At 63.9% G+C, this 25,084-nt stretch carries 20 protein-coding genes and 1 pseudogene; 17 read left to right on the top strand and 4 right to left on the bottom strand.

The genetic code is table 11. The features are described 5' to 3' along the window. The first annotated feature begins 469 nt into the window (after positions 1-469). The 14 genes and pseudogenes from FJ319_09930 (at position 470) to FJ319_09865 (ending at position 16,827) form a co-directional block, all read left to right on the top strand. Positions 470-1,480: a hypothetical protein gene (locus tag FJ319_09930; GenBank protein ID MBM3934603.1), complete on the top strand. Its 1,011-nt coding sequence runs from the start codon at positions 470-472 to the stop codon at positions 1,478-1,480. A 136-nt stretch (positions 1,481-1,616) separates the two neighbouring features. Continuing rightward, entirely contained in the window at positions 1,617-2,225 is a 609-nt protein-coding gene (locus FJ319_09925; protein ID MBM3934602.1) for a hypothetical protein, read from the top strand. Beyond that, on the top strand, positions 2,222-2,962 hold the full coding sequence (locus FJ319_09920) for an FAD:protein FMN transferase (protein MBM3934601.1): 741 nt from the start codon (positions 2,222-2,224) through the stop codon (positions 2,960-2,962). Before FJ319_09925 ends, FJ319_09920 begins: the two co-directional genes overlap by 4 nt. 3 nt (positions 2,963-2,965) lie before the next feature. Next, positions 2,966-4,555, top strand: a complete 1,590-nt coding sequence (locus FJ319_09915; GenBank protein ID MBM3934600.1) for a hypothetical protein — start codon at positions 2,966-2,968, stop codon at positions 4,553-4,555. 299 nt (positions 4,556-4,854) lie between these two features. Continuing rightward, complete coding sequence (locus FJ319_09910) at positions 4,855-9,606, top strand: phospholipid carrier-dependent glycosyltransferase (protein ID MBM3934599.1); 4,752 nt, start codon at positions 4,855-4,857, stop codon at positions 9,604-9,606. 175 nt (positions 9,607-9,781) lie between these two features. Then, a complete protein-coding gene (locus FJ319_09905; GenBank protein ID MBM3934598.1) occupies positions 9,782-10,903 on the top strand; it encodes a PAS domain S-box protein in 1,122 nt (373 codons plus the stop codon). Positions 10,904-10,912: 9 nt separating this feature from the next. Beyond that, entirely contained in the window at positions 10,913-11,704 is a 792-nt protein-coding gene (locus FJ319_09900; protein ID MBM3934597.1) for a PAS domain-containing sensor histidine kinase, read from the top strand. 39 nt (positions 11,705-11,743) lie between these two features. Further along, a complete protein-coding gene (locus tag FJ319_09895) occupies positions 11,744-12,574 on the top strand; it encodes a response regulator transcription factor (protein MBM3934596.1) in 831 nt (276 codons plus the stop codon). Positions 12,575-12,873: 299 nt separating this feature from the next. Then, positions 12,874-13,296, top strand: coding sequence for a response regulator (locus tag FJ319_09890; protein MBM3934595.1), 423 nt, complete (start codon positions 12,874-12,876; stop codon positions 13,294-13,296). A gap of 184 nt (positions 13,297-13,480) precedes the next feature. Then, positions 13,481-13,993 (top strand): DUF2231 domain-containing protein, encoded by a 513-nt coding sequence (locus tag FJ319_09885; GenBank protein MBM3934594.1) that lies wholly within the window; start codon positions 13,481-13,483, stop codon positions 13,991-13,993. A 126-nt stretch (positions 13,994-14,119) separates the two neighbouring features. Continuing rightward, a pseudogene (locus tag FJ319_09880) lies at positions 14,120-14,488 on the top strand (chemotaxis protein CheB). Between the two features lie 11 nt (positions 14,489-14,499). Continuing rightward, positions 14,500-15,153 (top strand): hypothetical protein, encoded by a 654-nt coding sequence (locus FJ319_09875; GenBank protein ID MBM3934593.1) that lies wholly within the window; start codon positions 14,500-14,502, stop codon positions 15,151-15,153. 70 nt (positions 15,154-15,223) lie between these two features. After that, positions 15,224-15,463 (top strand): Lrp/AsnC family transcriptional regulator, encoded by a 240-nt coding sequence (locus tag FJ319_09870; GenBank protein ID MBM3934592.1) that lies wholly within the window; start codon positions 15,224-15,226, stop codon positions 15,461-15,463. An 86-nt stretch (positions 15,464-15,549) separates the two neighbouring features. Then, positions 15,550-16,827, top strand: a complete 1,278-nt coding sequence (locus FJ319_09865) for an iron-containing alcohol dehydrogenase (protein MBM3934591.1) — start codon at positions 15,550-15,552, stop codon at positions 16,825-16,827. Between the two features lie 543 nt (positions 16,828-17,370). On the opposite strand, the gene FJ319_09860 is transcribed toward FJ319_09865, so the two are convergent. Then, complete coding sequence (locus FJ319_09860) at positions 17,371-17,643, bottom strand: response regulator transcription factor (protein MBM3934590.1); 273 nt, start codon at positions 17,641-17,643, stop codon at positions 17,371-17,373. Between the two features lie 734 nt (positions 17,644-18,377). Here FJ319_09860 and FJ319_09855 point away from each other — a divergent pair. Beyond that, on the top strand, positions 18,378-19,208 hold the full coding sequence (locus FJ319_09855) for an inositol monophosphatase (protein MBM3934589.1): 831 nt from the start codon (positions 18,378-18,380) through the stop codon (positions 19,206-19,208). A 61-nt stretch (positions 19,209-19,269) separates the two neighbouring features. On the opposite strand, the gene FJ319_09850 is transcribed toward FJ319_09855, so the two are convergent. From FJ319_09850 to rpsU, 3 genes are all read right to left on the bottom strand, one after another. Further along, entirely contained in the window at positions 19,270-19,818 is a 549-nt protein-coding gene (locus tag FJ319_09850; protein ID MBM3934588.1) for a PDZ domain-containing protein, read from the bottom strand. A gap of 5 nt (positions 19,819-19,823) precedes the next feature. Further along, positions 19,824-20,753: a hypothetical protein gene (locus tag FJ319_09845; protein ID MBM3934587.1), complete on the bottom strand. Its 930-nt coding sequence runs from the start codon at positions 20,751-20,753 to the stop codon at positions 19,824-19,826. A 227-nt stretch (positions 20,754-20,980) separates the two neighbouring features. Beyond that, positions 20,981-21,175: a 30S ribosomal protein S21 gene (rpsU, locus tag FJ319_09840; protein MBM3934586.1), complete on the bottom strand. Its 195-nt coding sequence runs from the start codon at positions 21,173-21,175 to the stop codon at positions 20,981-20,983. Positions 21,176-21,451: 276 nt separating this feature from the next. Between rpsU and FJ319_09835 the strand changes: the two genes are divergently transcribed. Both FJ319_09835 and FJ319_09830 read left to right on the top strand, forming a co-directional pair. Continuing rightward, positions 21,452-23,092 (top strand): hypothetical protein, encoded by a 1,641-nt coding sequence (locus FJ319_09835; GenBank protein ID MBM3934585.1) that lies wholly within the window; start codon positions 21,452-21,454, stop codon positions 23,090-23,092. 167 nt (positions 23,093-23,259) lie between these two features. Then, positions 23,260-24,669 (top strand): hypothetical protein, encoded by a 1,410-nt coding sequence (locus FJ319_09830; GenBank protein ID MBM3934584.1) that lies wholly within the window; start codon positions 23,260-23,262, stop codon positions 24,667-24,669. The last annotated feature ends 415 nt before the right edge of the window (positions 24,670-25,084 follow it).

Genomic DNA, 25,084 nt, shown 5'->3' with positions numbered 1-25,084 from the left:
AGGAACGCTTCGATCATGGACGGGTTTCCCATATTGCGGTGCATGGCTCACTCCATTTTGCTATATTTTCCTCGCACAGGTATGATTATCGCCTCTACCTCGGGTTATGCAAAGGTCTCCTCGGGGAGAGGAGGGAAACAGCAGCCACCTAACCCCTGCCTCCCGATTCCCCCAACAGGGTTCGGGGTGCGGTAACAGCCCTGGATCCACCTAACCCCTGCCCCTTCCCTGGGAGGGAAGGGGTTCCGAGGCCGAACCGAAGGCGCGGCATGGCGCCATCGGGCCATCTGTTCCGGCCATAGGCCCGAAGGGAGTCTGAGGGCGCAGCCCTCAGTGGGGTACGGGGCGAAGCGCTGTTGATTTTGGGGATTGCAAAGGGGCGATAGCCCCTTGCCGGGGTCTGGGGCGGAGCCCCAGATTCTCTCCTAGATTATTTCCCCTTCCGCCGAAGGCAGGAAGGGGTCAGGGGATGGCCCGAAGGCCATCCCAAGGCTCTGGTGAGTCAAACGAACAGTTACAGTCCAAAGCACTGAAGGAGTTCAGTCCCATGGCTAATTTCACCGCATACTTGAACGGCAAGTGGATGCCCCTCAGCGAGGTCCGCATCGAGCCGTCCGACCGCGGCTTCTTTCTCGGCGACGCCGTGTTCGAGGTCGTCCGCACATTCAACGGCAAGAGCTTCCGAATGGCCGAGCACATCGATCGGCTGTACAGGTCGATGAAGTTCACCCGCATCGAGTGCGCCATAACCCCGGAGGAGATGGTCCGACTGAGCGAGGAGGCCGTCGAGCGCAACATGCCGAACCTCAAGGAGGTCGGCGACTTCAACATCCACCAGACTGTGACGCGCGGCAAGGGCCGCCGCTCATGGATGGCGAAGGACCCCACGGTGCTCATCCGCATCGCGCCGCTGGACTTCGAGAACTTCTACTGGTCGTTCGACACAGGCATGCACGCCGTGATTACGAAGCAGCAGGCGTACCACCCGGACGCGCTCGACCCCAAGATCAAGCACTACAGCCGGATGAACTTCAACATCGCCGAGATGGAGGCGAACGACCTCGACCCCGGCGCGCTGCCCATCCTGCGTGACGAGAACGGCGACATTGCGGAGGGCTCCGGCTACAACGTCCTTATCGTCAAGGACGGCGTCATCAAGAACGCGGACGACCGCAGCATACTGCAGGGGGTCTCGCGCGGCATGGTCTACGACCTGGCCAAGCAGCTCAATATCCCCGTGACCGAGGAGAAGCTGCAGCCGTACGACGTTTACACCGCCGACGAGGTCTTCTTCGCCAGCACCACCTGGTGCGTACTGCCGATCAGCTACGTGGACAAGCGCAAGATCGGCGCCGGCAAGCCCGGCCCCATCGCCAACCAGCTCCTGGCCGCGTGGAGCGAGACTGTCGGCGTGGACATCGTGGGCCAGGCCCAGGAGTACGGCAAGCGCAACAAGGAGCGCCTGTCGGCGAAGAAGTGAACCTCGAAACCGGGCAGTAATCTTCTAATGAGCAGGGGCCGCTTATCGGCCCCTGCTTCGTGTTCTTCACGGCTTCTTCACGCGCCGGGTGTGTCTGCTTGCGGCCCATTGATGGCTGTGGCCGTAGCATGGGGCCATGCGCAAATACATGCAGCTCACCTTCGTGCTGTCCGCTTTCTTCGCCGCGGTCCTGGTGACCAGACTGGGTAGCGGCAACGAGGCCCCGCCGGAATTCGCGGATGTGGGCCCCCTGTCTCCGACGCCCTCCACAGCGGCCGAGCCGCCCTCTTTCACGCCGATCGTCGTCGTCACCACTCCCACGCCGGTCGTCATTCCGGACGTTACGGCCGAGCCCACTGCGTACGTCAGCAAGCTGCCGACTGCCGTGCCGACTATCCCCGCGCCCACGCGCACGCCCTTCCCGACCACGACGCCCGTGCCGAACGCCACGCCGGGGCCGTACATCGACGGCGTCTACCAGAGCAAGGAGGTGGACGCCCACTACGGCATCGTGCAGATTGAGGTAGTAATTGCGAACGGCAACATCGCCGATGTGCGCTTCCTGAGCTACCCGGACGGCAACCCCACCTCACTCGGCATCAACCAGAAGGCCGCGCCGCGATTGCGCGCGCAGGTACTCAAGAACCAGGCCGCCAAGGTGAAGATCATCTCCGGCGCGTCCGTCACCTGCTGTTCATTCCTGTACGCTCTTAACGGCGTCCTCGCGAGGGCAAAGGGCGCATGAGATACGAGGGGACGGTCATGGGCATGCCGGTTGCGATGGAGATTGTCGACGGCGCCGGCCGCCCGGCGGACTTCGAGGCCGTTATGGCCTACTTCACGCACGTAGACAGGGTCTTCAGCACCTACAAGCCGGATAGCGAAATATCGCGGCTGAACCGTGGTGAGATGGCTCGCGCCCAGTGCTGCGGCGAGGTGCGCAACGCCCTGGAGTTGTGCGAAAAGACCACGCTGGAGACCAAAGGCTATTTCGACATGCGCCAGGGAGACAAGCTGGACCCCTCCGGCCTCGTAAAAGGCCTCGCGATCTCCGAGGCGGCGCGGCTGCTGAGGCGGCGCGGGATGCGCAACTTCTACGTAGAGATTGGCGGCGACATTGAGGTGTCCGGGCACGACGCAGGGGGTGAAAAATGGCGCGTAGGAATCCGGAACCCCTTCGATACCGCCTGCGTGGCGAAGATTGTGGCGCTGGAAGATAGGGGCATTGCGACATCGGGTACGTACGCGAGAGGAGGGCACATCTACGACCCTGTCAACCAGAGGCCCGCGGCGGAGATTGCGAGCATCAGGGTTATCGGCCCGGACGTGTACGAGGCGGACCGCTTCGCGACCGCGGCGTGCGCGATGGGGCGCAAGGGGATCTACTTCATCGAGTTGTTGCCGGGGTTCGATGCGTTCATGGTCACGAACCGTCGCGTCACATACGCGACTTCCGGCTTTGAACAGTACGTCAGCGAGTAACTAATGGCCATAGTCGACAACCTGCTGAACAGGGTAACGCTCTACCGGCTCATGCTCTACTACCTTGCGGCGATCGCCGGCTGGGCTGTGATTGCGAGCGCGCTCGGGCTACTGGACTATGAGCCGGTGGACCTGCTGGCGAACGTCGCAATCGCCTGCGGCGTCGGCTACGCGCTGAACAAGCTGGTGGCGCGTATCCTCAAGGCGGACACTGGTTGGGACTCCAACCCGATCACCGCCCTTATCCTTGTCCTGATCGTGCCCGTCGACTTCCCGGAGAATGCCTGGTTCCTGGCGGGGGCGACTGCCCTGGCGGTCCTTTCGAAGTACTTTGTAACGGTGGACAGGCAGCACATGTTCAACCCCGCGGCCGCCGGCGTGCTGGCCGTGGCGCTGCTGGCGACCTCCTACCACGCGACGTGGTGGGTGGGGTCAGCCACGATGCTGCCGGTCGTCGCGGTCGGCGGGCTGCTGCTCCTGCGCAAGCTGCGCCGGAACAGCATCGTCTACGTATTCCTTCCGGTCTTCCTGGGGATTGTGGCGGTATCTTCGTACTTCATTAACGACTCGATGGAGTTCGTGTGGCCCAACGTCCGCTTCAACCTGCAGCACACCGCGGCGCTCTTCTTCGCGCTCGTCATGCTCACCGAGCCCTCCGCGCTGCCCGCGACAAGCCTCCGCAGGCTGGTGTACACGGTGTTCGTCGCGGCCCTCTTCGCCTTCCCGCAGACCGGGTTGGGCGGGCCGTACATCTCGCCCGAGGCAGCGCTGTGCCTGGGCAACATTCTTGGCTACGTCTTGCGTCCGAAGTTCCGCTTCGAGCTGATGCTGACGGAGAAGCGCAAGGTCACACCAGACACGTACATCTTCGACTTCGGGAAGCCGGCGGGATTCATGTTCACTCCCGGTCAGTACATGGAGTGGATAGTGCCGCACTCCGGCGCGGACAGCCGGGGCACGCGGCGGTACTTCACAATAGCCTCCTCGCCCACGGAGGACCGCATCTCAGTGCTCGTGAAGGCGCCTGAGCCGTGCAGCTCCTACAAGCGCGCGATGGTCGCGGCTGTGCCCGGGGACACGATGACGGCGTTCCACCTGACCGGCGACTTCACGATGCCGCGCGATGTCCGCAAGCCTCTGGCGTTCATCGCGGGGGGCGTCGGCATCGCGCCGTTCGCCGCAATGGTAAGGCATATGTTTGACACCGGCGAGAAGCGGGACATCGTGCTGCTGTACGTGAACCGCTGCCCGGAGGACATTGCGTGCCGCGATGTGCTTGAGCGTGCGCGGGCGAAAGGGGTACGGACCGTGTATGTCATGACGCGTGCCGAGGGAGTGCAGGCGCCGCACACGAGGGCGGGGCGGATTACCGCCGCGATGCTGCGCGAAGAGGTCCCGGACCTTTCGGGGCGCAAGGTCTACGTGGCCGGCCCGGACGCGATGGTCCTCTCGACGCTGGCGACGCTCCGGGGAGCGGGCGTGCGGCGCTGGAACATCGTGACGGACTACTTCCAGGGCTACGCGCCGGGCGAGGCGAACCCGCGTCCCGAGAGGGCGTCGGAGGGCGCGGGCGCGCAGCCAGCGGGTGGGTGATGGTGGCCTAACCCGGTCCTTTCTGTGGTGCAAGAGGGTTCTCAGGGGAAGTAGTCTTTTGGCTGGCCAGAGACTATTTCGCCCCTTCAGGGCTCTAAATCTATTCGGTCCGGTGCCCAGGGCTGCGTGCCTTCGCAAAGCCTTCGGCACTACGCCCTGGGCTTAGATAGCCCGCGCTTTCAGCGCTCCCATCCGCCCCACCCCATGGGCGTCCGGTGACACCTCGATTAGACTCGTTCGAGTCCCCATCCCGCGCTAACGTTGCCCCGTCTTCCGTGCCCGGATAGAATTGTCCGTATATGGACGTTTCCTCGCCGCTCTCTCCCCGTGCTGTTTCGACGCGGAATCGCAACGGGATACTCGGCGCGCTGCTCAGCGCGAGGGTGCTGCTTGTGCTGGCGATGGCCGCCACCGTCGCGGTGGGCGCAGGACTGCGCTACTACGGCCACGGATGGGACGACGGCTACGGCTATACCCCGCACCCGGACGAGCGCGCGATCCTGGGCAAGGTGGGCGAGCTCGGCTACCCTTCCCCGGGGACCTTCTTCGGCGCCGAAGAGAGCCCGTGGAACCCCAGATGGTTCCCGTACGGCAGCTTCCCGCTATACCTGCTGAAATTCGTCCAGGTCACCTACCAGTGGCTCGACGGCGAACCGCTCCACGACCTCCGCACGGCGGGCCGCGTCCTCTCCGCCACTGCGGACCTGGGCACCGTGGTCCTTGCATTCTTCCTCGGCGCCAGGATGTACGGGCGCAGGGAAGGGCTGCTGGCGGCGATGCTGGTCTCCTTTGCTGTCCTTCATATCCAGCTCAGCCACTTCTACGCCGTCGATACGATACTCGGCCTCTTCACCATCGCGGCCCTCTACTTCATGTTCCGGTTTGCCCGCGAGGGGCGTCTGCGCGACTCGCTTCTCGCCGCGGCGTGCCTAGGCATCGGCCTTGCGACGAAGGTCAGCCAGGCGCCGATCGTGCTCGCGTTCCTCATGGCCCATATCCTCTATGCCTTCAACGCCCTCGGCAACGTAGAGCGGACCGTGGACTCCGCCACGCGGATGAGACGAGCGATAACCGGGCTCGTCGCCGGCGGGGCAGTGGCGCTTGCTGTTTTCGCCATCGCTGAGCCTTACGCTCTGATCGACTTCCGCCGATTCCTTGCGGACTTCGGCGAGCAGGCCGAGATGGTGCGCCGGATACGCGACTACCCGTACACCCGGCAGTACATCGACACGCCTGCGTACTTCTACCACATCGGCCAGCTTGCCGCGTTCGGCCTGGGATGGCCGCTCGGCGCGCTCGTGTGGGGCGGCCTGGTCTACGCGGCGATGCGCGGGATGCGCATTGTCTTCGGTATCGCCTACATCGCCGCAGGCTGGATAGTACCGGCGCTCGTCCTCACCTTCTCCTTCAGCATCGTGGCCATCGTCATTGCGTCCGCCATCGCCTTCGCGGCGCTGCTGGCCACGGTGCCGGTGCGGTCACGCGAATCGCGCGGGGACGCGCTCCTGCTGGCGTGGGTGGTCCCGTACTTCCTGATCGTCGGCGGCTTCGAGGTCAAGTTCCTGCGGTACCTGCTGCCGATATCGCCCGTGCTCATCCTGTTCGGGGCGCGCATGGCCGTCGCGGCGTGGGACGGCCTGCGAGGTCGCACGCGAGTCGTGCGCTTCGCCGCACTCGCGGCGATCGCCGCAATCGTAGCCTTCACGGCTTTCTATGCCGTCGCATACGCATCCATATACCAGCAGCCTCATACCGCCGTCCGCACGTCGCAGTGGCTGAACGCCAACGCGACCGCGGGCTCAGTCATCCTCATGGAGCACTGGGAGGAGGGGCTGCCGGATATGGGGCGGTTCCGCATGGGCGACATGCCCATGTACGAGGACGACCGGTCCGACAAGGTGCGGCTGATGTCCGAGCGGCTGGCCGGCGCGGACTACGTGGCCTTCTTCAGCAACCGCCTGTACGGGACCGTGTCGCGGCTGGACGAGCGCTATCCATTCAGCCGGGCATACTACGAGCTGCTCTTCTCCGGCGCCATCGGCTACGAGCTGGTGAACGCCGAGACTGCGTACTCCTCGCTCGCCGGCGTGACGTTCGTCGACGACACGTTCGACCGTCCGCGACTGCCCGCGCCGGAGGGCATCGAGGCGTACATGCCCGCGGGGCTCAAGTGGGACCTGGGCTACGCGGACGAGAGCTTTTCCGTGTACGACCACCCCAAGGGGATGGTCTTCGCGAACGTTGGGCGGCTGGACGCGGAGACGATCAACCGCCGCATCACTGAGCGCGCCGCGGCGGGCGGCGCGGCCGCGCCGTCAACGGCCGCCGTGGGGCTGGTCTACTCCGCGGAGGATGCGGCGGCGCAGCAGGCCGGCGGCACCTGGACGGACATCATCCACGAGAATAGCTGGGCAAGCCGCATGCCCGTGGTCGCCTGGCTGCTGGCGATAGAGCTGATTGCGCTGGCGGCGCTGCCGCTCGCAATCGTCATGTTCAGGGCGCTGCCGGACAGGGGGTACCTGTTCGCAAAGGTCATGGGGCTGCTAATCGCCTGCTACGTCGCGTGGTTACTCTCAAGCCTCAGGATCATGGCATTCTCGCGGGGGTCCGTCGGCATCGGCATCGCGGCGCTGGCGGCGGTGTCGCTCGCGCTCATCGTGGCGCGGCGGCGGCAGATCGCGGAGGCGCTGCGCGGGCGGCTGGCGGTCTTCGCCGTGTCCGAGGTCATATTCCTTCTGGCGTTCATGGCGTTCCTTCTCGTGCGCATGGCCAATCCGGACCTGTGGCACTCTCACCTGGGGGGCGAGAAGCCCATGGACATGGCGTACCTGAACGCGGTGCTGAAGTCCTCCTATATGCCCCCGTACGACCCGTGGTTCGGCGGCGGGTACATCAACTACTACTACTGGGGCCAGTTCATCGTCGCGTCGCTCGTCCACCTGGCGGGGATAGACACGGCGATAGCGTTCAACCTGGCGGTGCCGCTGCTGTTCGCGATGACATTCGGCGGCGCGTTCAGCGTTGTGTACAATATGGCAGTCGGCAGTCGGCAGTCGGCAGTCGGCCAGGCAGAACAGCCGGGGACCCCCTCTCTGTATATCTCCCCCGAAGGGGGAGAGGGAAGCCGGGAAGAGCCGGCGGGCGATTCCATTCCTGGCCCCGATTCTGGCCCCGAACCCGGCCCCGCAGGGGCCCATGGTCTTCTCTTCCCCCCACGGGGGAAGAATACAAGATGGGGGTCTTCGGCTGCTGCCTCCCCGGCTGCTAACCGACTGCCGACTGCCGACCGCCGACTGCCGTCCCGCGGTCCCATCCTGGCCGGGCTGGCGGGCGGCGCGTTCGTCGTCGTGCTCGGCAACCTGGACGGCGCGATACAGGTGGGGCAGGGGCTTTGGCGCGCGGTTGTGTTAAACGCCCCGTTCGGGACGTTCGACTTCTGGCGCTCCAGCCGCTTGATGCCGCCGGACCCGCCGGGGTTCGAGATCACGGAGTTCCCGTTCTTCACCTTCCTGTTCGCGGACCTGCACGCGCACCTGATCGCGATGCCTTTCACGCTGCTCGCCCTTGGGCTCGCGCTCGCGCTCGTAATGGGCGGCGCGGCGCGCGGGCGGGAGACCGGCACGGGGAAGAGGGCAGGGCTGCTGAAAGGCGCGCGCGAATGGGGAGCGATTGTCGTTCTGGCCGTCACCGTGGGCTCTTTGCGCCTGATCAACACGTGGGACTTCCCCGCGTACACGATCATCGCCGTGGCGGCGGTCTACCTGGCGGCATACTTCCGGCGCGGTGGGCTCAGCCTGGTGGGGATTGTTGAGGGAACCGTCAAGGCGGCGGCGATCGTCATAATCGGCTACCTGGCGTTCAAGCCGTACCACGACTCATTCGAGACCTTCTTCACCAGCGTGGAGAAGACGACAAACCAGACCGTGATCTGGCAATTCCTGGCGATCACCGGCCTTTTTGTCTTCATCATCGGGTCTTTCTTCCTCGCCAACTCCGGCGGCTGGTCCGGCGCGGCATGGCGCAGGGTGCGCTCGAGGATTTCGAGGGCTTCTGCTGTTGGGGCAGGCGGGGCCGTCCCCGAACAGGAGCGCCGCACCATAGGCGCGCTGCGAAGGGCGCTCCTCATCGCGGGGCTGGTCGCGGTTGTAGCGCTGGCGTACTTCCTCTCCACCCGGTGGCTGGGCAGCACCATCCCGTTTATAGTCGCGCTGGGGGGAACCGTCGCACTGGGAGCCCTCGCGTTTCTGAGGTCGTGGCGGCCGGACTCTCCGCAGGTAGTGTACGCGGCCACGATGGCTCTTCTGGCGCTGTGCATCGCCGGCGGGCTGGACGTGGTGCGGCTGGAAGGCGACATCGACCGCATGAACAGCATCTTCAAGTTCTACCTGCAGGTGTGGACGCTGCTGGCGCTTTCCGCCGCGTATTTCCTGTGGCATATCGCGAGCGGCCGCAGGGCGCAGCTGCGGAGGCTCAGCATGGCGCGGAAGGCGTGGGCGGCTTTCCTGGCCGTCCTCATTCTCAGCGCGTCGGTCTATACCGTCCTCGGCACCCAGGCGCGGCTCCGCGTGCGCTTTGAGCAGACGCCGCTGACCCTCAACGGCGCGGCTTACATGCAGGTCTCGACGTACATGGACGAGCACGGGCCTATAGACCTGGGGGCCGATTACGACGGCATCCGCTGGCTGAAGCGCAACGTGGAGGGCTCCCCGATAGTGCTGGAGGGGGTTACGCCGAACTACAGGTGGGGTGGGCGCATATCCGTGTACACCGGTCTGCCGAGCATAGTGGGTTGGGGCTGGCACCAGGAGCAGCAGCGCTGGGGGTACCGCTGGGCGGTGAACGACCGAATAGCCGACGTTAACCGCATCTATTCGACCGCCAGCGCGGACGAGGCACTTTCCCTCATCGAGCAGTACGGCGTGAAGTACGTCTACGTCGGCGAGCTTGAGCGGCTGTACTATCCCAGGGCAGGGGTGGAGAAGTTTACATCGATGGTCGGGGCAACCCAGGTATATACAGGCGGCGCGGTGACTATTTTTCGAATGGACTAGTCCGGATGGATTAGCCCGATTACTCGAACGGTAGTTGCCGGATAGGATGTGGCGGCTTAAGGTTTATGGATTATGTTGGGTCAGAAAAACTAAGGGCCACGATAGACAGCCATGGAAACTCCGAAGCCCGAAGCGGTAAGGGGCTCAAAACCCGCCGTTCCACCGCCCTCGCAGCTTGACCAGCAGAATACCGTCGGCGAAAACGAGCGGCTTCGACTCTCCCTTGTATCCGCGAGGGTGGGGGCGTGGGACTGGGACGCCGCGGACGGCGCCGTCCGCGGCGTCCGAGAATATGGAGGAGATCCACTTCCTCGCCCCCGGCTCATTCAACGGCACCTTCGAGTCCTTTCTCCAGGGCGTAGTGGAGGACGATAGAAAGCATGTCCTGGAGGACATAAACAGGGCGGTCAGGACGGGCGAGGACTACCACACCCAGTACAGGATCAGGACGCCCGGCGGGGAAGTCCGGTGGCTTGAGGGGCGAGGCCAGGTGGTCGGCGCCGCAGACGGCAAGGCGGCCGGCCTGGCGGGCGTATGCATGGATGTGACCGAGCGCCAGGCGGTGGAGCAGCGGGTCCGCGACAGGGAGCGCCAGCAGGCGCTGGTGGCCAGGCTCGGCGCAATCGCAATAGAATGCAGCGACCTGGACAAGCTCATGGGCGACGCCGTGAGGATTCTCGCCCAGGGGCTGGGGGTGGAGTACGCGAAGGTGCTCCAGCTCCAGCCGGACGGCAAGGGCCTCCTCCTGCGCTCCGGGGTCGGCTGGAAGGGGGGGCTGGAAGGGAAAGCGATCGTCGGAGCGGACAGGACTTCGCAGGCCGGCTACACCCTCCTGTCACGAGGGCCTGTCATTGTTGACGATCTCCGTTCGGGGCAGCGGTTCAGCGGGCCGTCGCTTCTGCGGCAACACAATGTTGTGAGCGGGCTCAGCGTCGTCATCCAGGGCCATGAAAGGCCGTTCGGCGTCCTGGGGGCGCACACTTCCACCCGACGGGCATTCACCGAGGACGACGTTCACTTCCTCGAGTCCGTAGCCAACATTCTCGCTGCCTCTATCGAACGGAAGCGCTCCGAGGATGCCTTCCGGTCTGAACAGCAACGGCTGCAGACAATAATAGACGCCTCTCCTGTTGGCGTCATTGTGTTCGACAGCGACTGCAAGGTGGTCCTGGCTAACCGCGAGGCCAACAGCATCTTCGGGTTCCCCTCATGGAACGCCGGTGAACGGGACATACTGCGGGAGACGCAGTATGTGAAGCCCGACGGCTCTCTCTATGCGCACGAAGAGCTACCGTGAAGCCGCTCGGTGCGCGGCGGCGAGGTGGTCAGGGTGGAGGAGATGCGCCTTCAGGTCCCGGACGGTCGCACAGTCCCTGTGCTGGTCAACTCCAAACCCCAGTACTCTCTCGCCAGCGAGATCACGGGCGCAATCGTTGTCCTGCAGGACATCACCGCCATTGAGGAGAGCGACCGCAGCCGGGCCGAGTTCCTGGCGATGGTGAGCCACGAGCTCAAGTCTCCACTTTCGAACATCAAGGCGGCCGCGTCCTGGGCGCTCGGCGGAGCGCACCTTCAGGACGACCCGGAAACGCGCGACATGTTCCAGCTTGTTAACGAGCAGGCGGACCACCTTACCCAGCTCGTCAATAACCTGCTGGACATGAGCAGCATCGAGGCCGGCGCGCTTTCGGTCACGCCCGAGCCCATGGACCTCATCGCTCTGCTGGAAGAGAGCCTGGCCTCCTTCATGCAGAGCGGCAAGACATTCCGCGTCATGCTGCGCGCCTCGGATGAGCTCCCGCTGGTCAAGGCAGACCGCCGCCGAATAGGGCAGGTCGTGAACAACCTCTTGAATAATGCGGCCAAGTTCTCCGCAACCACGGCGCCCATTCACGTTGAGCTGGAGGATAGCGCTACCCACGTGACAGTACGCGTGAAGGACAGCGGACGCGGCTTTGCTCCGGAGAAGAAGGCGCTCCTGTTCAGGAAGATCTCGCAGATACACGAGGAAGGCAAGCGCCAGCCCGTGGGCACTGGTCTGGGGCTGGCCATCTGCAAGGGCATTGTGGAGGCCCACGGCGGCCGAATCTGGGGTTAGAGCGCGGGACCGGGTAAAGGGGCTGTATTCAGCTTCACGGTGCCCATTGCGGTTGTGCCGGACAATGTGCTGGCGCCGCCGCACAGCGAGGTCGAAGCTCCCCCGGAAAGGCCCGCAGTCCAGCCGGTCCCTGTGCAGAAGGTGATACGCTCCGGAGACCGGAAGAGGATACTGGCAGTGGACGATGACCGGCAGGTGCTCAGGCTCCTCCGGCGGTTCCTTGGGGAGGCGGGCTACGACGCCATCGTGACGAATATGCCCGGCGAGGCGTCCAAGCTTGTGGAGATCGAGGAGCCGGACGTCGTCCTGCTGGACCTGATGTTCCCGGAGACGAGCGGCATCGAGCTGGTGAAGCAGATCCGGGAGTTCTCCAACGTGCCCGTCATAGTCCTCACAGCGAGCGACAAGGACACCGTTGAGGCGCTGAACGCCGGAGGGGACGACTATATAACCAAGCCGTTCTCTCCCACCGAGCTGGTAGCGCGCATAGAGACCGCTCTCCGCCGTCACAGCACTTCACCCAGGAGCGAGGTGCGACAGAGCAGCTTCACGCTGAACGGCCTGGTGATCAATTTTGCAGAGCGCCTGGTCAGCGTTGAGGGCGAGCCCGTCTCGCTGTCTGCGATGGAGTACAAGCTGCTGTACGAGTTTGCCACGAACGCCGGCAGGGTGCTGACGTATGAGCAGATCCTCCAGAGGGTCTGGGGCCCCGAGTACTCCGGAGAGACCGAGCTCGTCCGCTCGATGGCCCGTCACCTGCGGCGCAAGCTGGGCGACGAGGGGCGCAACCCGCGGTACATCTTCAACGAGTCGCAGATCGGTTACCGGATGCCGAAGCCCGAGAACGCCGCCAAAATGGTGCGCCCTTGACGCCAACGTCCTTTTTTGCAACGCAAAATCGGCAGCTCTCCGCATTTAACCGTCACAGCATTGCGCATTACAGTCACAGCAAAGTCACTCACCTGTGAGATGATGGAAGATAGGGAGCTTGTCAAAAGCACCGGACCCTTTCACGTCATTCTGCAAATGGGGAGAGGTAAGGCCGGCGCCGAGTGGATTCCGGCCAACCTCCAGGTGAGATCGAGTTGTTTCACGGGGATCGGACAAGCGGGTCTTTGTCACTCATATCGGACCTGACGGCGCTGAGGATGTGGGGGCGGCGATGACCTATGGCACGTGAAACGCTGCAGTCCACCGTGCTCGTGGTCGAGGGCGATAAGAACCTCGCGCGACTGGTGAGCCGCATTCTGAGAGAGGCCGGCTTCAGCGTGCAGCAGGCGGAGACGGGCGCGGACGCGCTGGTCGCGATCGACGGGGGCGCTGTGGATGCCGTTGTGCTTGACCTGGGGCTGCCGGATGGGATGGGCGGCGCAGTGCTTTCACGGCTCAGGGAGCTGAGAGCAGCAGTGGACGGCTCGTACAAGCCCGTATGGGTATCGACCTCCGCACGCGACATCGGCGAGATTCGGCGCCTTTACGGCAACCCCGGACCACTCTTTATCCCCAAGCCCTTCGACCCGTGGAACCTTGCCGGCCTTCTCCGCAAAACAATAGCGGAGAGAAGAAAACAGGCCGAAAATCCTGAAAGCTAACCGCGCGCAGAACGCCACACGCAGCCCACGTTATTATTCTCCATATAGCTAATTCGTCGTTCTCGTTTATCTTATCGGGTGATGTCCGCCCTTTTCGGCGGGGGTATTGTGCAATTACAGGTCTCCTGTCAGGGGGTGCCCTTTCGGGTCTTATCGGCAGTTGATGTGATTGGGAGGTTGGGCCATGAGGAGCAATGCACACGTTGGAGGACACCCGCTTCACCCGATGCTGGTGATCATCCCGGTCGGTCTGTTTATATGGGCGCTCGTGTCGGACATCATCTACCTTTCCACTGGCGACAGGGTCTGGTACGACATCTCAATGTACACGGGCATCGCGGCCATTGTTACGGCGCTCGTCGAATCAATCCCGGGGTTCATCGACTACTTCACTCTGCCTTTGAGCAAGAGCGCCAGGAGCAAGGCCACCATACATATGGTCCTGAACCTGGGCATAGTGGCGCTGTGCGCCGTGGCGGCCTACCTGCAGTGGGACGACGGCGCGATTGCGGGCGATGAGTTCAACATTGTGACCGCCCTGCACGGCATCGGCGCCGTTGCCCTTGTTGTCTCGGGATGGCTGGGCGGCGAGCTGGCGTACAGGCACCACATCGGCATGGTGCCTGACAATACCGAGACAATCGAGGCGCAGAAGGAAGACCTTCTAACGCCCGGTCCCGGAGACAGGTTCCGCTAGACGACTCCCACTTGATTGCATAAAGGGGACTCCTCGCGCAAGGGCGGGGGTTCCCCTGCGGCCTTTCAAGGGGCAGGTCTCAGACGGAGGAGGCCAGGACTGGCCGTTGACCGGAAATGGGGACTAATGCCGGGCCACGACATCGTCGTCATTGGCGCATCCGCGGGCGGCATCGAATCCGTGAAATCGGTCATCGAGCGCCTTCCCGGGAACCTGGCCGCCGCGGTTTTCGTCGTTCTCCACGTTTCCCGGTCTTCGCCCGGCACACTGGGGCGCGTGTTTGACCGCAGCACCCGGCTACACGCGGAGATGGCGCGTGACCGCGAGCCCATCATGAACGGGCGGATATACTTGGCCCCGCCGGACCGCCACATGGTCCTGAGAAACGGTCTCGTGCACCTCTCCGATGGGCCGCTTCAGAACCGGACCCGTCCCGCGATAGACCCCCTCTTCTACTCGGCCGCCGTCCACAACAGGTCCCGCGTCATCGGCGTGTCCTTTCCGGCATGCTGGATGACGGCGTCGCCGGCCTGCTGGCGATACGCAAATGCGGCGGCGTCACTATCGCCCAGGACCCGGAGGATGCGCTGTTCAGCGAGATGCCCCGCAACGCGGTGGACAGGGTCCGGCCCGACTATGTGGCATCCACGGCAGATATTGGCGACATTATTATCAAGGTCGTTGCCGAGGAGAGCCCCGAGCCGCCCCATGTGCCCGAGTATCTGTCGATGGAGGCCAACATGTCCGAGAACGGCTCCTTTGACATTGAGAAGGTCTCTCAGCTGGGGTCTCTCACAAGCCCCGATTGCCCCGATTGCGGCGGCACCCTTACGCGCGTGGAGAAAGACGGGCTCAACCGGTACCGCTGTCACGTCGGCCACTCGTTCACGGCGGACTACCTCCTGGAGGGGATGGGAGAGCGGCTGGAGCACTCGCTCTGGGCGGCCATACGCGGCTTTGAGGAGCGCGCGGCCCTGCTGGAGTCCATGGCTGAGAAGGCTGCCTCCCAGGGCAGGAAGCGCTCGGCTGATTTTCACATGAAGGGGGCCGAAGAGGCCCAGTCGCACGCGAAGGTCCTGGGCGCCATGCTCAACGCAGGGTGGCTGCGAACGTCGGAAAGCGACCAGAGCGGCGGCGGGTCTGGGCCGGGCCGCGGTTGACACTCGTAATTCGCGGGCATAGAATGGCGTGCACTCAGCCCTTATCCATGTAGCCCCGGAGGTGTGAGCGATGGCGACCAAGGCTTACATTCTTATCGAGACCGCGGTTGGGAAGTCCAAGACCGTCGCGAAGGAGCTTCGCGCCCTGAAGGGGGTGGTCACGGTGGACGCAGTCACCGGCCCTTACGACATCATTTCCGTTGTGAACGCCCCGGACCTGAACTCCGTGGGGGACCTGGTGACGAGCGAGATCCACACCATAGACGGCATTCTCCGCACGGTCACCTGTCTCTCCGTCGGCTCAGTCTAGCCTGCCGTTGGGCCGCACCTTCACAGGGTACCTACTATGGACCCTGCTTTGTTTTGCCCGAATTCCCCAGTGAGGCTAGAGGAACAATGAAGCTCGAGACGGCGTTCGCCATGGACACATCAAGCATCAAGTACGGCCCCGGCGTCACGCGGGAGGTCGGATACGAGATGCGGCGCCTGGGCGCAAAGCGAGTGATGGTCGTCACCGACCCGAAGCTGGCGAGGCTGGAGCCTGTGGCGGTGACGATGCAGTCCCTGACGGCGGAAGGGATCGACGCCGTGCTGTTCGACCGGGTGAGCGTGGAGCCGACCGACGTTTCGTTCAAGGAGGCGATCAGGTCCTCCATCGAGGGCAAGTTCGACGGCTACGTGGGCGTGGGCGGCGGCTCCAGCATGGACACGGCGAAGGCCGCCAACCTGTACGCTACCTACCCCGCGGATTTTCTGGCGTACGTGAACGCGCCGATAGGGGAGGGCAGGCCGGTGCCGGGGCCGGTGCGGCCGCTGGCGGCGATACCTACGACAACCGGGACGGGCAGCGAGACCACCGGTGTGGCGGTCTTCGACTTCCTGGAGATGAAGACCAAGACCGGTATCGCGCACAAGGCGCTGAGGCCGGCGATCGGCATTGTGGACCCGGAAAATACGAAGACGCTCCCGGCGTTGGTAGTGGCGTGCAGCGGGCTGGACGTGCTGGGGCACGGGCTGGAGTCTTACACCGCGCTGCCGTTCACGAAGCGGCCAGCCCCGGAATCCCCGGTGCTGCGGCCGGCTTACCAGGGGTCTAACCCCATCAGCGACGTGTGGGCGGTGCGCTCCATCGAGATGGTGGCGGCGAATATGGTGCGGGCGGTGCACGACGCGACGGACGCCGAGGCGCGGGCGCAGATGCTGCTGGCGGCCACCTTCGCGGGCGTGGGTTTCGGGAACGCCGGTTGCCACCTGCCGCACGGGATGTCCTACCCCATCGCGGGCGGCGTCAAGACATTCAAGCCGGAGGGGTACCCGCAGCACCACGCCATGGTGCCTCACGGCATGGCGGTGATTATGACCGCGCCGGCTGTGTTCCGCTTCACCGCGCCCACGGACCCCGAGAAGCACCTGAATTGCGCCAGGCTCATGGGCGCGGACGTACGCGGCGCCGGGCCGGAGGATGCGGGCGAGCTGCTGGCGGAGGCTATCATCAAGCTCATCCGGCGGATCAACATGCCGAACGGGCTCAAGGCGCTGGGCTACGGACCTGAGGACGTGGACAGGCTGGTTGCAGGCACCCTCCCGCAGCACCGCGTGATCAAGATCTCGCCGCGCCCGGTAGCGGCGGAAGACCTCAAAAAGCTATTCCTGGAGTCCATGACGCTCTGGTAGGTGGGGGGGGCGACAGAGGGGTTGGCGGTGGATTTCTTTCTCCCCCTTGATGGGGAGATGTCCGCGCTTTGGCGGACAGAGAGGGTGATTGGGGGGGGGATTCCGCGGTTGGGCTCTGACCGTACGGGCGGCTCCCCGTGGCCGCCCAGGGGCGGGGACCGGCCCTAAGGAGATGATCATCGAGCCAACAGCCGGGGCAGGCACGGGGACCTGCCCCAACGTTCGGATGGGGAGGGGGACGGAGCCGGGGTCCTCACCCTTTGGGTCAAAGCACCCAAAGGCCTCTCCCTCGGGGAGAGGAGGAACAGCCGCCCTCACCGGTCCGCATAGCCGGACCACCTCTCCCGCAGAGCCGGGAGAGGAACAATACAGACAGCCGCAACAGCCGGCACTCTCACCCGTCCCGATGGAATCGCCCCGATGCATCGGGGTCTCCCGTCAAGGGAGAGGTAAGAAAGGGAGGAGGACTCACTCTGAGGGCGAGGAGGAAGGGCGCCCGCCGGCCGTTGTTCTGGCCGACTGCTGACTGCTGACAGCCGACTGCTAGATCTGAAGCCATCCCATGCGGATGGCCTTGACGACCGCGCGGGTGCGGTCCGATGCGCGGAGCTTTGCCATGGTGGAGGTGAGGTGGTTCTTGACCTTGCGCTCGGAGATGAAGAGCTTCTCGCTGATCTCCTTGTTGGAGAGGCCGTCGGCGACCAGCGCCAGCACCTCACGCTCGCGGTCCGTTATCGGCTCGATATCGTGATCGGCGACCCCGGAAGCGTCCCTCGGGCGGATGACGAGCATGCCGTTGATGTGGGATACGTTCATCCCGCCCGACTGCTCTTGCGTGCCGGCGTGAAAGGCAAACTGCGCTACCGGCCTTTGCTCCTGGGGCTGGGCCTGCTCGGCCGCGGCGGAATGCACGCCGGTGCCCACGGCGACACGGGCCTCGACTGCGGGGGCTTCGACCTTCTGGGGGGCGGCTGCAGCGACGCCGTTAGTGCCGGGGCGCGGGACCCTGTCCACGTTGGCCGCCAGGAGCCCGAAGGCGAGCGCGGACGCCGCCAGCAGCGCGCCGCCGCCCGTCTCTTCTCCCATCACCACGGAATAGACGGCCATGGCAATGCCCGCGGCGCCGGTAATTAGCGCGCCCCAAACAGCGAGCCACTTGGCCGCGGACCTGGTCTGGGGTTGATTCTGCGTCTCTGACACCATTGGGCCTACCGAACCTTTCAGTCCGATTCTATCTCCGCCGTTAGCGACGCAAATCCATGCGCACACCCAAAATACCCATGCGAAACACATGGGAAAGCAGTGTCCGCTCCACCTCCCGCCTACCGCACCCGGCCTACCCGCCAAACAATACAGTCGCAGACACGGCTTTTGGTGACGGAATCCTTACAAAATGCTGACAATCGTCTGACAACCGCCAGCAGTTACCGATATTACCAGAGAAGGCCCTTTCACTCAATTGGAGGCGAGGCGCCGTTTAGCGCGAATTTGTTAGACGGCCTGCCCGGCAGTACAATAGACATAAATGCGGATGAAAGGCCCGAACTAGAATGGTGGACATAACTCGGGGCACCAGCGGAAGGACGGCGGCGGAGATCGCCCGCGCCGTTGCGATCGAAGCGGGCAGGGTGATGCTGGACCGGTTCAACCGCTCAAAGGAGATCAGCTACAAAGGCCCGGGGAACATCGTCACGGACGTGGACATTGAGGTCGAGCAGCTTATCTTCTCCTCGCTCCGCGCTGAGTACCCGGACATAACCTTTGTGGGGGAGGAGTCTGCGGGAGAAATCCGGGCGGACGAGGGGTACGCGTGGATCGTGGACCCCCTGGACGGGACGCGCAACTACGCGGCGGGAATCCCCTTCTACTCGACCGTCATAGGGCTGGCGAAGGACGGCGACATCCTGGTGGGGGTGAACTACGACCCCGTCAGGGAAGACATGTTCGAGGCGGAGAAGGGCGAGGGCGCATTCCTTAACTGCCTCCCTGTTAAGGTGTCCGAGAAGACAGCCCTCAGGGAGTGCGTCATAGGCGTGGACCTGGGCTACAATAGCCCGGGCGCCGCGAAGGCGCTGGATCTGCTGCGCGGCCTCTGGCCGAATATGCAGACCTCGCGCATCATGGGCTCTTCCGCGCTCGGGCTCTCGTATGCGGCATCCGGCAGGACGGACCTCTATTTCCACCACAGCCTCTCGCCGTGGGACATGGTGGCGGGCATCCTGATGGTGCGAGAGGCGGGCGGCGTGATCACGGACCGCAACGGCAAGCCAATGACACTCTACGGCGACGGCCTGATCGCCTCAAGCAAGACCCTTCACGCGGAGTTCCTGCAGCGTACGGAGCGCTCTTCCTGGCGCGAGCCCACGCAGCATCTGGTCTAACACCCAACACCTGCCTTTTGGCTGCTGGATTGGCCGACTGCTCACTGCCCACTGCCCGCCCTCACGGAGCGTCCGGTGGGCGCTCCGTGAGGGTAGTGGCGATGGTGATGCGCTGGCCGAGTCGGAAGTAGACCATCTCGAAGGTCTCGCCTGCCAGGTGTGCGGTCAGGTACTTCGAAACGTCGCCGGCGCTGGCGATACGCTTCTCACCGAGATGGACGATCACGTCGCCTTCGGTAAGACCGGCGAGGGCGGCCGGGGAGTCCGGGTGCACCAGAACGACGAGCACCCCGTCCCGCACTTCAGGCGGCAGGTTCAGGCCCAGTGTGTTGATCCGCTCCGCCGTGAGATTGATGGGCCGGATACCCAGGTAGCCGCGGTCCACTACCCCCCTGTCGATGAGCTGCGACGCCACATCGCGCGCGTCCACGATGTTTATCGCAAAGCCCAGCCCGCTGTTCTGGATGATGGCGGTATTGATCCCGATGACCTGCCCGTAGAGGTTCACGAGCGGCCCGCCGCTGTTGCCCGGGTTTATCGGCGCCTGGTGCGCAATCAGGTCCACGATGGTGATCTGGAACTCGGGGTCGGTCTCTATCGAGAGGCCCATGTTGCTTATGATGCCTCAGGTGATTGTGGGCCCCCCGGGAAGCCCAGCGCGTGGCCGATGGCGACCACCTCTTCGCCGATCTCAACGCTGTGCATATCTTCGAGCAAATCGGCCGGCTGCAGGCCGGTTGCATTGTCCAGGTAAAGCACGGCCGTATCCGTCTTGGGGCCTCCGCCTACGATGCTTGCGTCCTGTATGCGGCCATCGTGCAGTGTCACCGTGATCCTTGTCGCCCCTTCCACCACGTGGTTGTTAGTCAGAATATAGCCCTGCTCGCTGATGACGATGCCGGAGCCGACGGTCTCGCGGACGGGGTGCAGCGGCGAGTCCTCAATGCGAGAAAGGATGTGGACTACGGATGGGATGGTGCGCCTGAAAACCTCTGAGATGAGGAGCCGCTCTCGCGGCGGCGTCGGGGAGGGGACGACAGGTGTCGCCGGAGGGATTAATGCTGTTGTGCTGGTGGCGGATACGTCGTCTGGCAGGGGAGTGGGCGTATGCGTGGGTTGGAGCGTGGGCCGTGGAGTGGGCGTGAAAGTGGGTGGTCGAGTGGCAGTGGGGACGCGCGACGGAGTTGCGGTCGCAACAGTCCTGGGCGTCGGCGTGCGCGTTACTATGTTCGGGGTGAGGACCATGAAGATGAACGGCGTCGCGGTCCGGGTGGGCGTAAGGGAGGGTGTGGGGGTTGGCGACGTCTCCACGGCCGTCGGGTTTGCCGTCAGGGTTGGCGTCGGCGAAGGCATGGCCGCGCTGGGTAGGGTGGCCGTTGGGGATGGGCTGGCTTCCGATTGGGACGCCGGAATTGCGTTGCTTCCGGCGAGCGCGGTAGGCGTTGCATCCTGCGGCGTGCCGGGGTCATCGCACGCGGCGAAGGCAAGGAGTGCGACGGCGCTAACGGCCATGTGGGCGCACCAGCGCCTTGGGAAGTATAGCATTATCCTCTCTTGTAAGCCTCTCCGCGGAGAACATGGGGCGCGGGGAAGTGGGTATGCCTGGTTGCCTCTAGTTTATAACGAACGGTCTATCCGGCGGTTAGACAAGGCTGTGGGCACGCTTCACAAAGCAAGAAACCGAGCGCCTGCCGGTGTGGTCCGGTCGGGCTGTCTCGGTTGCTGGTTAAGGGGCTATTGCCGCGCCCCGGAGGGCTGGGGCGCGAGGGTTGTTACTTGTTGCGGCGGCGGCGCAGCCTGCGGAGGCTGCGGGCGCGGTCCAGCCGCTCCTGCTCGCCCTTGGAGCGGAAGTAGCGCCTGTTGCGGAGCTCCCTCAGGATGCCGGACCGCTGCATGGAGGTCTGGAAGCGCCGGAGCAGGCTCTCGCCGTCTTCACCTTCGCGAATGGTTACGTAAGACAATGAAATCTCCGAAAAAGTAGGCTGGCAAGGGTTACAACCGGGACATTATAGCACGGTATGAGCTCGCCGGACAATCGCCGCGGGCGCTACTGTCTTTGCTCAGTGATATTGTCAGTAGGTAACTGCTCAGTGAATATGTCAGTCCATGAGAGGACTACATTCTGACAATATCACTGAGCAAAGACAGATACACTTTGCGCGGTTGACACCCTAAATTACCGTCTGTACACTCCATATACCGACGTCGACAGTCATTTGGATTCATTTCGTGAATCCAGATTCATGGATTGTCGCAAGAATCGATCGGATGCATACTCTGGACTGGCGGTTTGGCGGATCCCAGGGGGAATTAAGGTTAACGTAAAATCAATGATTAATGACTCTCATTTCAGCTATAGCCGGCGGGCCACAACATTCATCGCCATGACGGCAATCGCCCTGGCGGCTTGCGGGTCGGTCCTTGGCTGCGGTGACCGGGCGGCCACTTCAACGCCAACACCGGCCACGCCGGTGAGCCTGGAGCCCACCCCGGCGGTACAGGACATTCCGAGAGTCCTTGCAGTCTCGGCCCGGCCCAGAGAAAGCAACTCCCTGATTGTCGACGTGACGGTGGACCTGGACCGGGCGGCCGCGGCCTACATCGAGTACGAGAACCCCGGCGCCGGCGCATTCCGCACGGCCACCTCGTCCCCGGCGGTTGCACACCATTTCCCGGTGGTCAGGCTGCGGGCAGCGACGACGTATTCGTACAGGGCGGTCGCGGTGGGCAGCGACGGTTCAGTGTCTCACGGCCCGGACGGGCAGTTCACCACCGGGCCGCTGCCTCCTGCCCTCTCCTCACTAAACATCACCGCCTCAGGAGCCCCAACGTCAGAATTGGTCATGATGGACCTGGGCGAGGCCCAGACGCCATACATACTCTTCCTTGACGAAGATTCGAAAATCGTCTGGTACTTCGCGCCTCCGAACCCCTTTGCTCCAACTTATCTTCAGCTCTTGGCGGTCCGCCAGAAGCCAAACCATAACATCGTCTATATGCTGGGCAACCTTCAGTTTATCGGCCAGACGTGCTGCATGGTTGAGATCACGCCCGACGGGAAAATCGTGGACATGCTCTCGAACAGCGAGGTGGACAAATGGGCGCACCACGACCAGTTAGTCGTGTCGGACACCGAGGTCCTTTATCTAGCCGATGAGGCTGTGCCCTACACCGGACCAGCCTCGCCCGGCGGCACCATACCCACGCGCATCATGGTCGACTCCATTCGACTATGGGACCAGGCAAATCACACCACCCGGAAGCTCTGGGACGCGCGGGACCATTTTTCCACCGACACGCAGTCAAACCTGGACTACCTTACCAGAGACCGGGACCCCAGGCGGTGGCTGATGGCGAACTCCATTTCAATCGGCCCGCGCGGAAATTACATAGTCTCGCTCAGAACGATTAGCCAGGTGATCTCGATCTCTCCGGACTTCCAGTCTATTGAGTGGAAACTAGGTGGCCCGGACAGCGACTACTATTTCCCGAAGCCAGAGGACCGGTTCTACCATCAGCACACGGCATCGCAGCTGCCTAACGGCAACATCCTGCTCTACGACAACGGCATGGCGAGGCCGGCCGAGGAAGGCGGAGAGTACACGCGCGCGATCGAGCTGGCGCTGCACAGTTACGATATGAGCGCGACAAAAGTCTGGGAGTACCGCGCAACGCCGGATGTGTTCGGGCGGCTCCGCGGGGGCGCCTACAGGCTGCCCAGCGGCAACACCCTCGTGAACATGGACACGGTCCCGCGGAGAGTGGCCGAGGTGGGAAGGGACGGCTCCGAAGTCTGGAAGATGACGATGGAAGGCCCCACCTACCGCACCAGCTACCGCGCGTATCCCGCCGCCTCCATTGCCGGCGAGACCCGCCTGCGATGAGCCCGGTTGAGGCTTTGCGACCGCTCCGGCTGATGATCGCATGCTCAATCGGCCTGCTCCTCGTCGCATGCGGGGACCCGCCACCCGCCGCTCCAACCCCGGCGCCGTCCAGTGCCGTTACTGCGGCACCTTCCCCGTCCCCAACCCCCACCCCAGGCCCACCTCCCTTGCCGCTCTCGGCCACGGCCTTCATCCACCCGGGCAACAACCTCATCGCGAATATCAGCGGCGAACTGGACCGTCCCGGGCTTGTTTACGTGGAGTACTGGACCGGGCTTGACGACCGGCTTACGACGAGGCCCGTTGATTCGCAAGGAACGCGTTTCAATATCCACGCCGTTCGGCTGAGGGCTGAGACCGAATACGAGTACCGCGTACTGGGCTACGGGACGGGCGGCGCAACCATTGAAGGCCCCGGAGGACGCTTCACGACGGGCCCTCTGCCGGAAGGGCTCCAGGAGGCGTCTTTCACCGTTGTCTCCGGCCGCCCGACCCACCCGCTAACCTTCCTGGAGTTCAGGCAGGAGTCCTTCCTCGGGCTCGTAGCTATTGACGGCGCGGGAAACATAGTCTGGTACTACGAAGGACCGGACGGGGAGCAGCCATGGGTGATGGCTCGCCGCAGCGAAAACGGCAACGTCGTCTACATCGCCGGGCACAGGGGGGGCACAACTGGCAGTGGGCTCGTGGAGATCGACGCCCTTGGAAACCAGGTAGCCCGGCTGGAAGACGAGTGCGCCCCGTTTGGCCCGATACACCACGAAGTGCAGATCCTGCCGGATGGGCGAGTGCTTTACCTCTCCCGCGCGGTCCTGCGCCCCGGCTACGGCGCCCCGCTGGCCCCGCAAGAGGGCGACACCATCGGAATCTGGGACCCGGCGACCGGGAAGAACGAGATCGTCTGGAACATATTCGACCACATCTCACCTGCGGACCGCACATCACCGAACTCCAACTTTACGCTGCCCGGGCATCCCATCTGGGGCGGATGCGACCGCGACGAGTCGGTCCAGGACTGGAGCCACGGCAACTCCGCGACGGTGGCGGCCGACGGCACGGTCCTTGTGTCCCTGGGCCACCTCAACCAGGTAGTCCTGATCAGCGCAGATTTCAAGGATGTTCTGTGGCGGCTCGGCGGCCCGGGGAGCGACTTTTCGTTCCTGGATGATACTGACGCCTTTTACGGCCAGCACACGGCATGGCTGCTGCCGAACGGCAACGTACTGCTCTTCGACAACGGCGGCGCGAGGCCCAGGGAAGAGGGCGGCCGATTCTCCCGCGCTCTGGAGCTCCGGCTCAACCAGGCGACAAAGGTGGCTTCCGTGCGCTGGGAGTACCGCGCAGTCCCGCCTAAGTTCTCTGAGTGCTGCTCAAGCGCGCAACGCCTGGACGGAGGAAACACGCTTGTCCTGTTCGGCGGCGCAGGGGGCGACCTGTGCTGCCGGGAGTTCACGATCGTGGAGGAGGACTCCTTCGGGCTGGAAGCCTGGAAGGTTGTCCACATATCTCCCGGAAAGCCCAACCAGTACCGGGTCTACCCCGCGGACTCCATCATGGGCGAGGCGCCGGCGCGATGAACGAGAGTCTTGTTCGCGCTGGTCAACTTATGTTACGTAGAAACGAGCGAAAACGGGTGCATGTTACCATGTCAATGCTCAATGACTTTGTCAGTCTTACTGCTCAGTGATTTTGTCAGTACGACTGGTTTTGGTTGAATCAGTCTCGATCTCCAAGGGTGATCTGGACCCGGCTTTCGATCCTTGGGCGAGGAGAGGGGTGTGCTGGAGACGGGTCCGTCTCCAGCACGCCCCTCTCCACGCTTGCCCGCCTGAGCTTTTCTTCGCCTTGCTCGCAGGACTGCGGGTCTCAGGGGAGCAACCGTGCTGGCCAGCTCACGCCCCTTGTGCATGACCACGATGCGCCCGTCCAGCCGCTCCTGTACCTCTACGGTCGCCCTGGCGTATGTGCTCCGCTCGCTGTCAGGCTCGATCT

This window comes from SAR202 cluster bacterium (assembly GCA_016872355.1).
Classification (GTDB): Bacteria; Chloroflexota; Dehalococcoidia; order Lucifugimonadales; family VGZY01; genus VGZY01.
The sequence above is the reverse complement of the archived record's forward strand: the minus strand, read 5'-3'. Positions and strand labels throughout refer to the sequence as shown.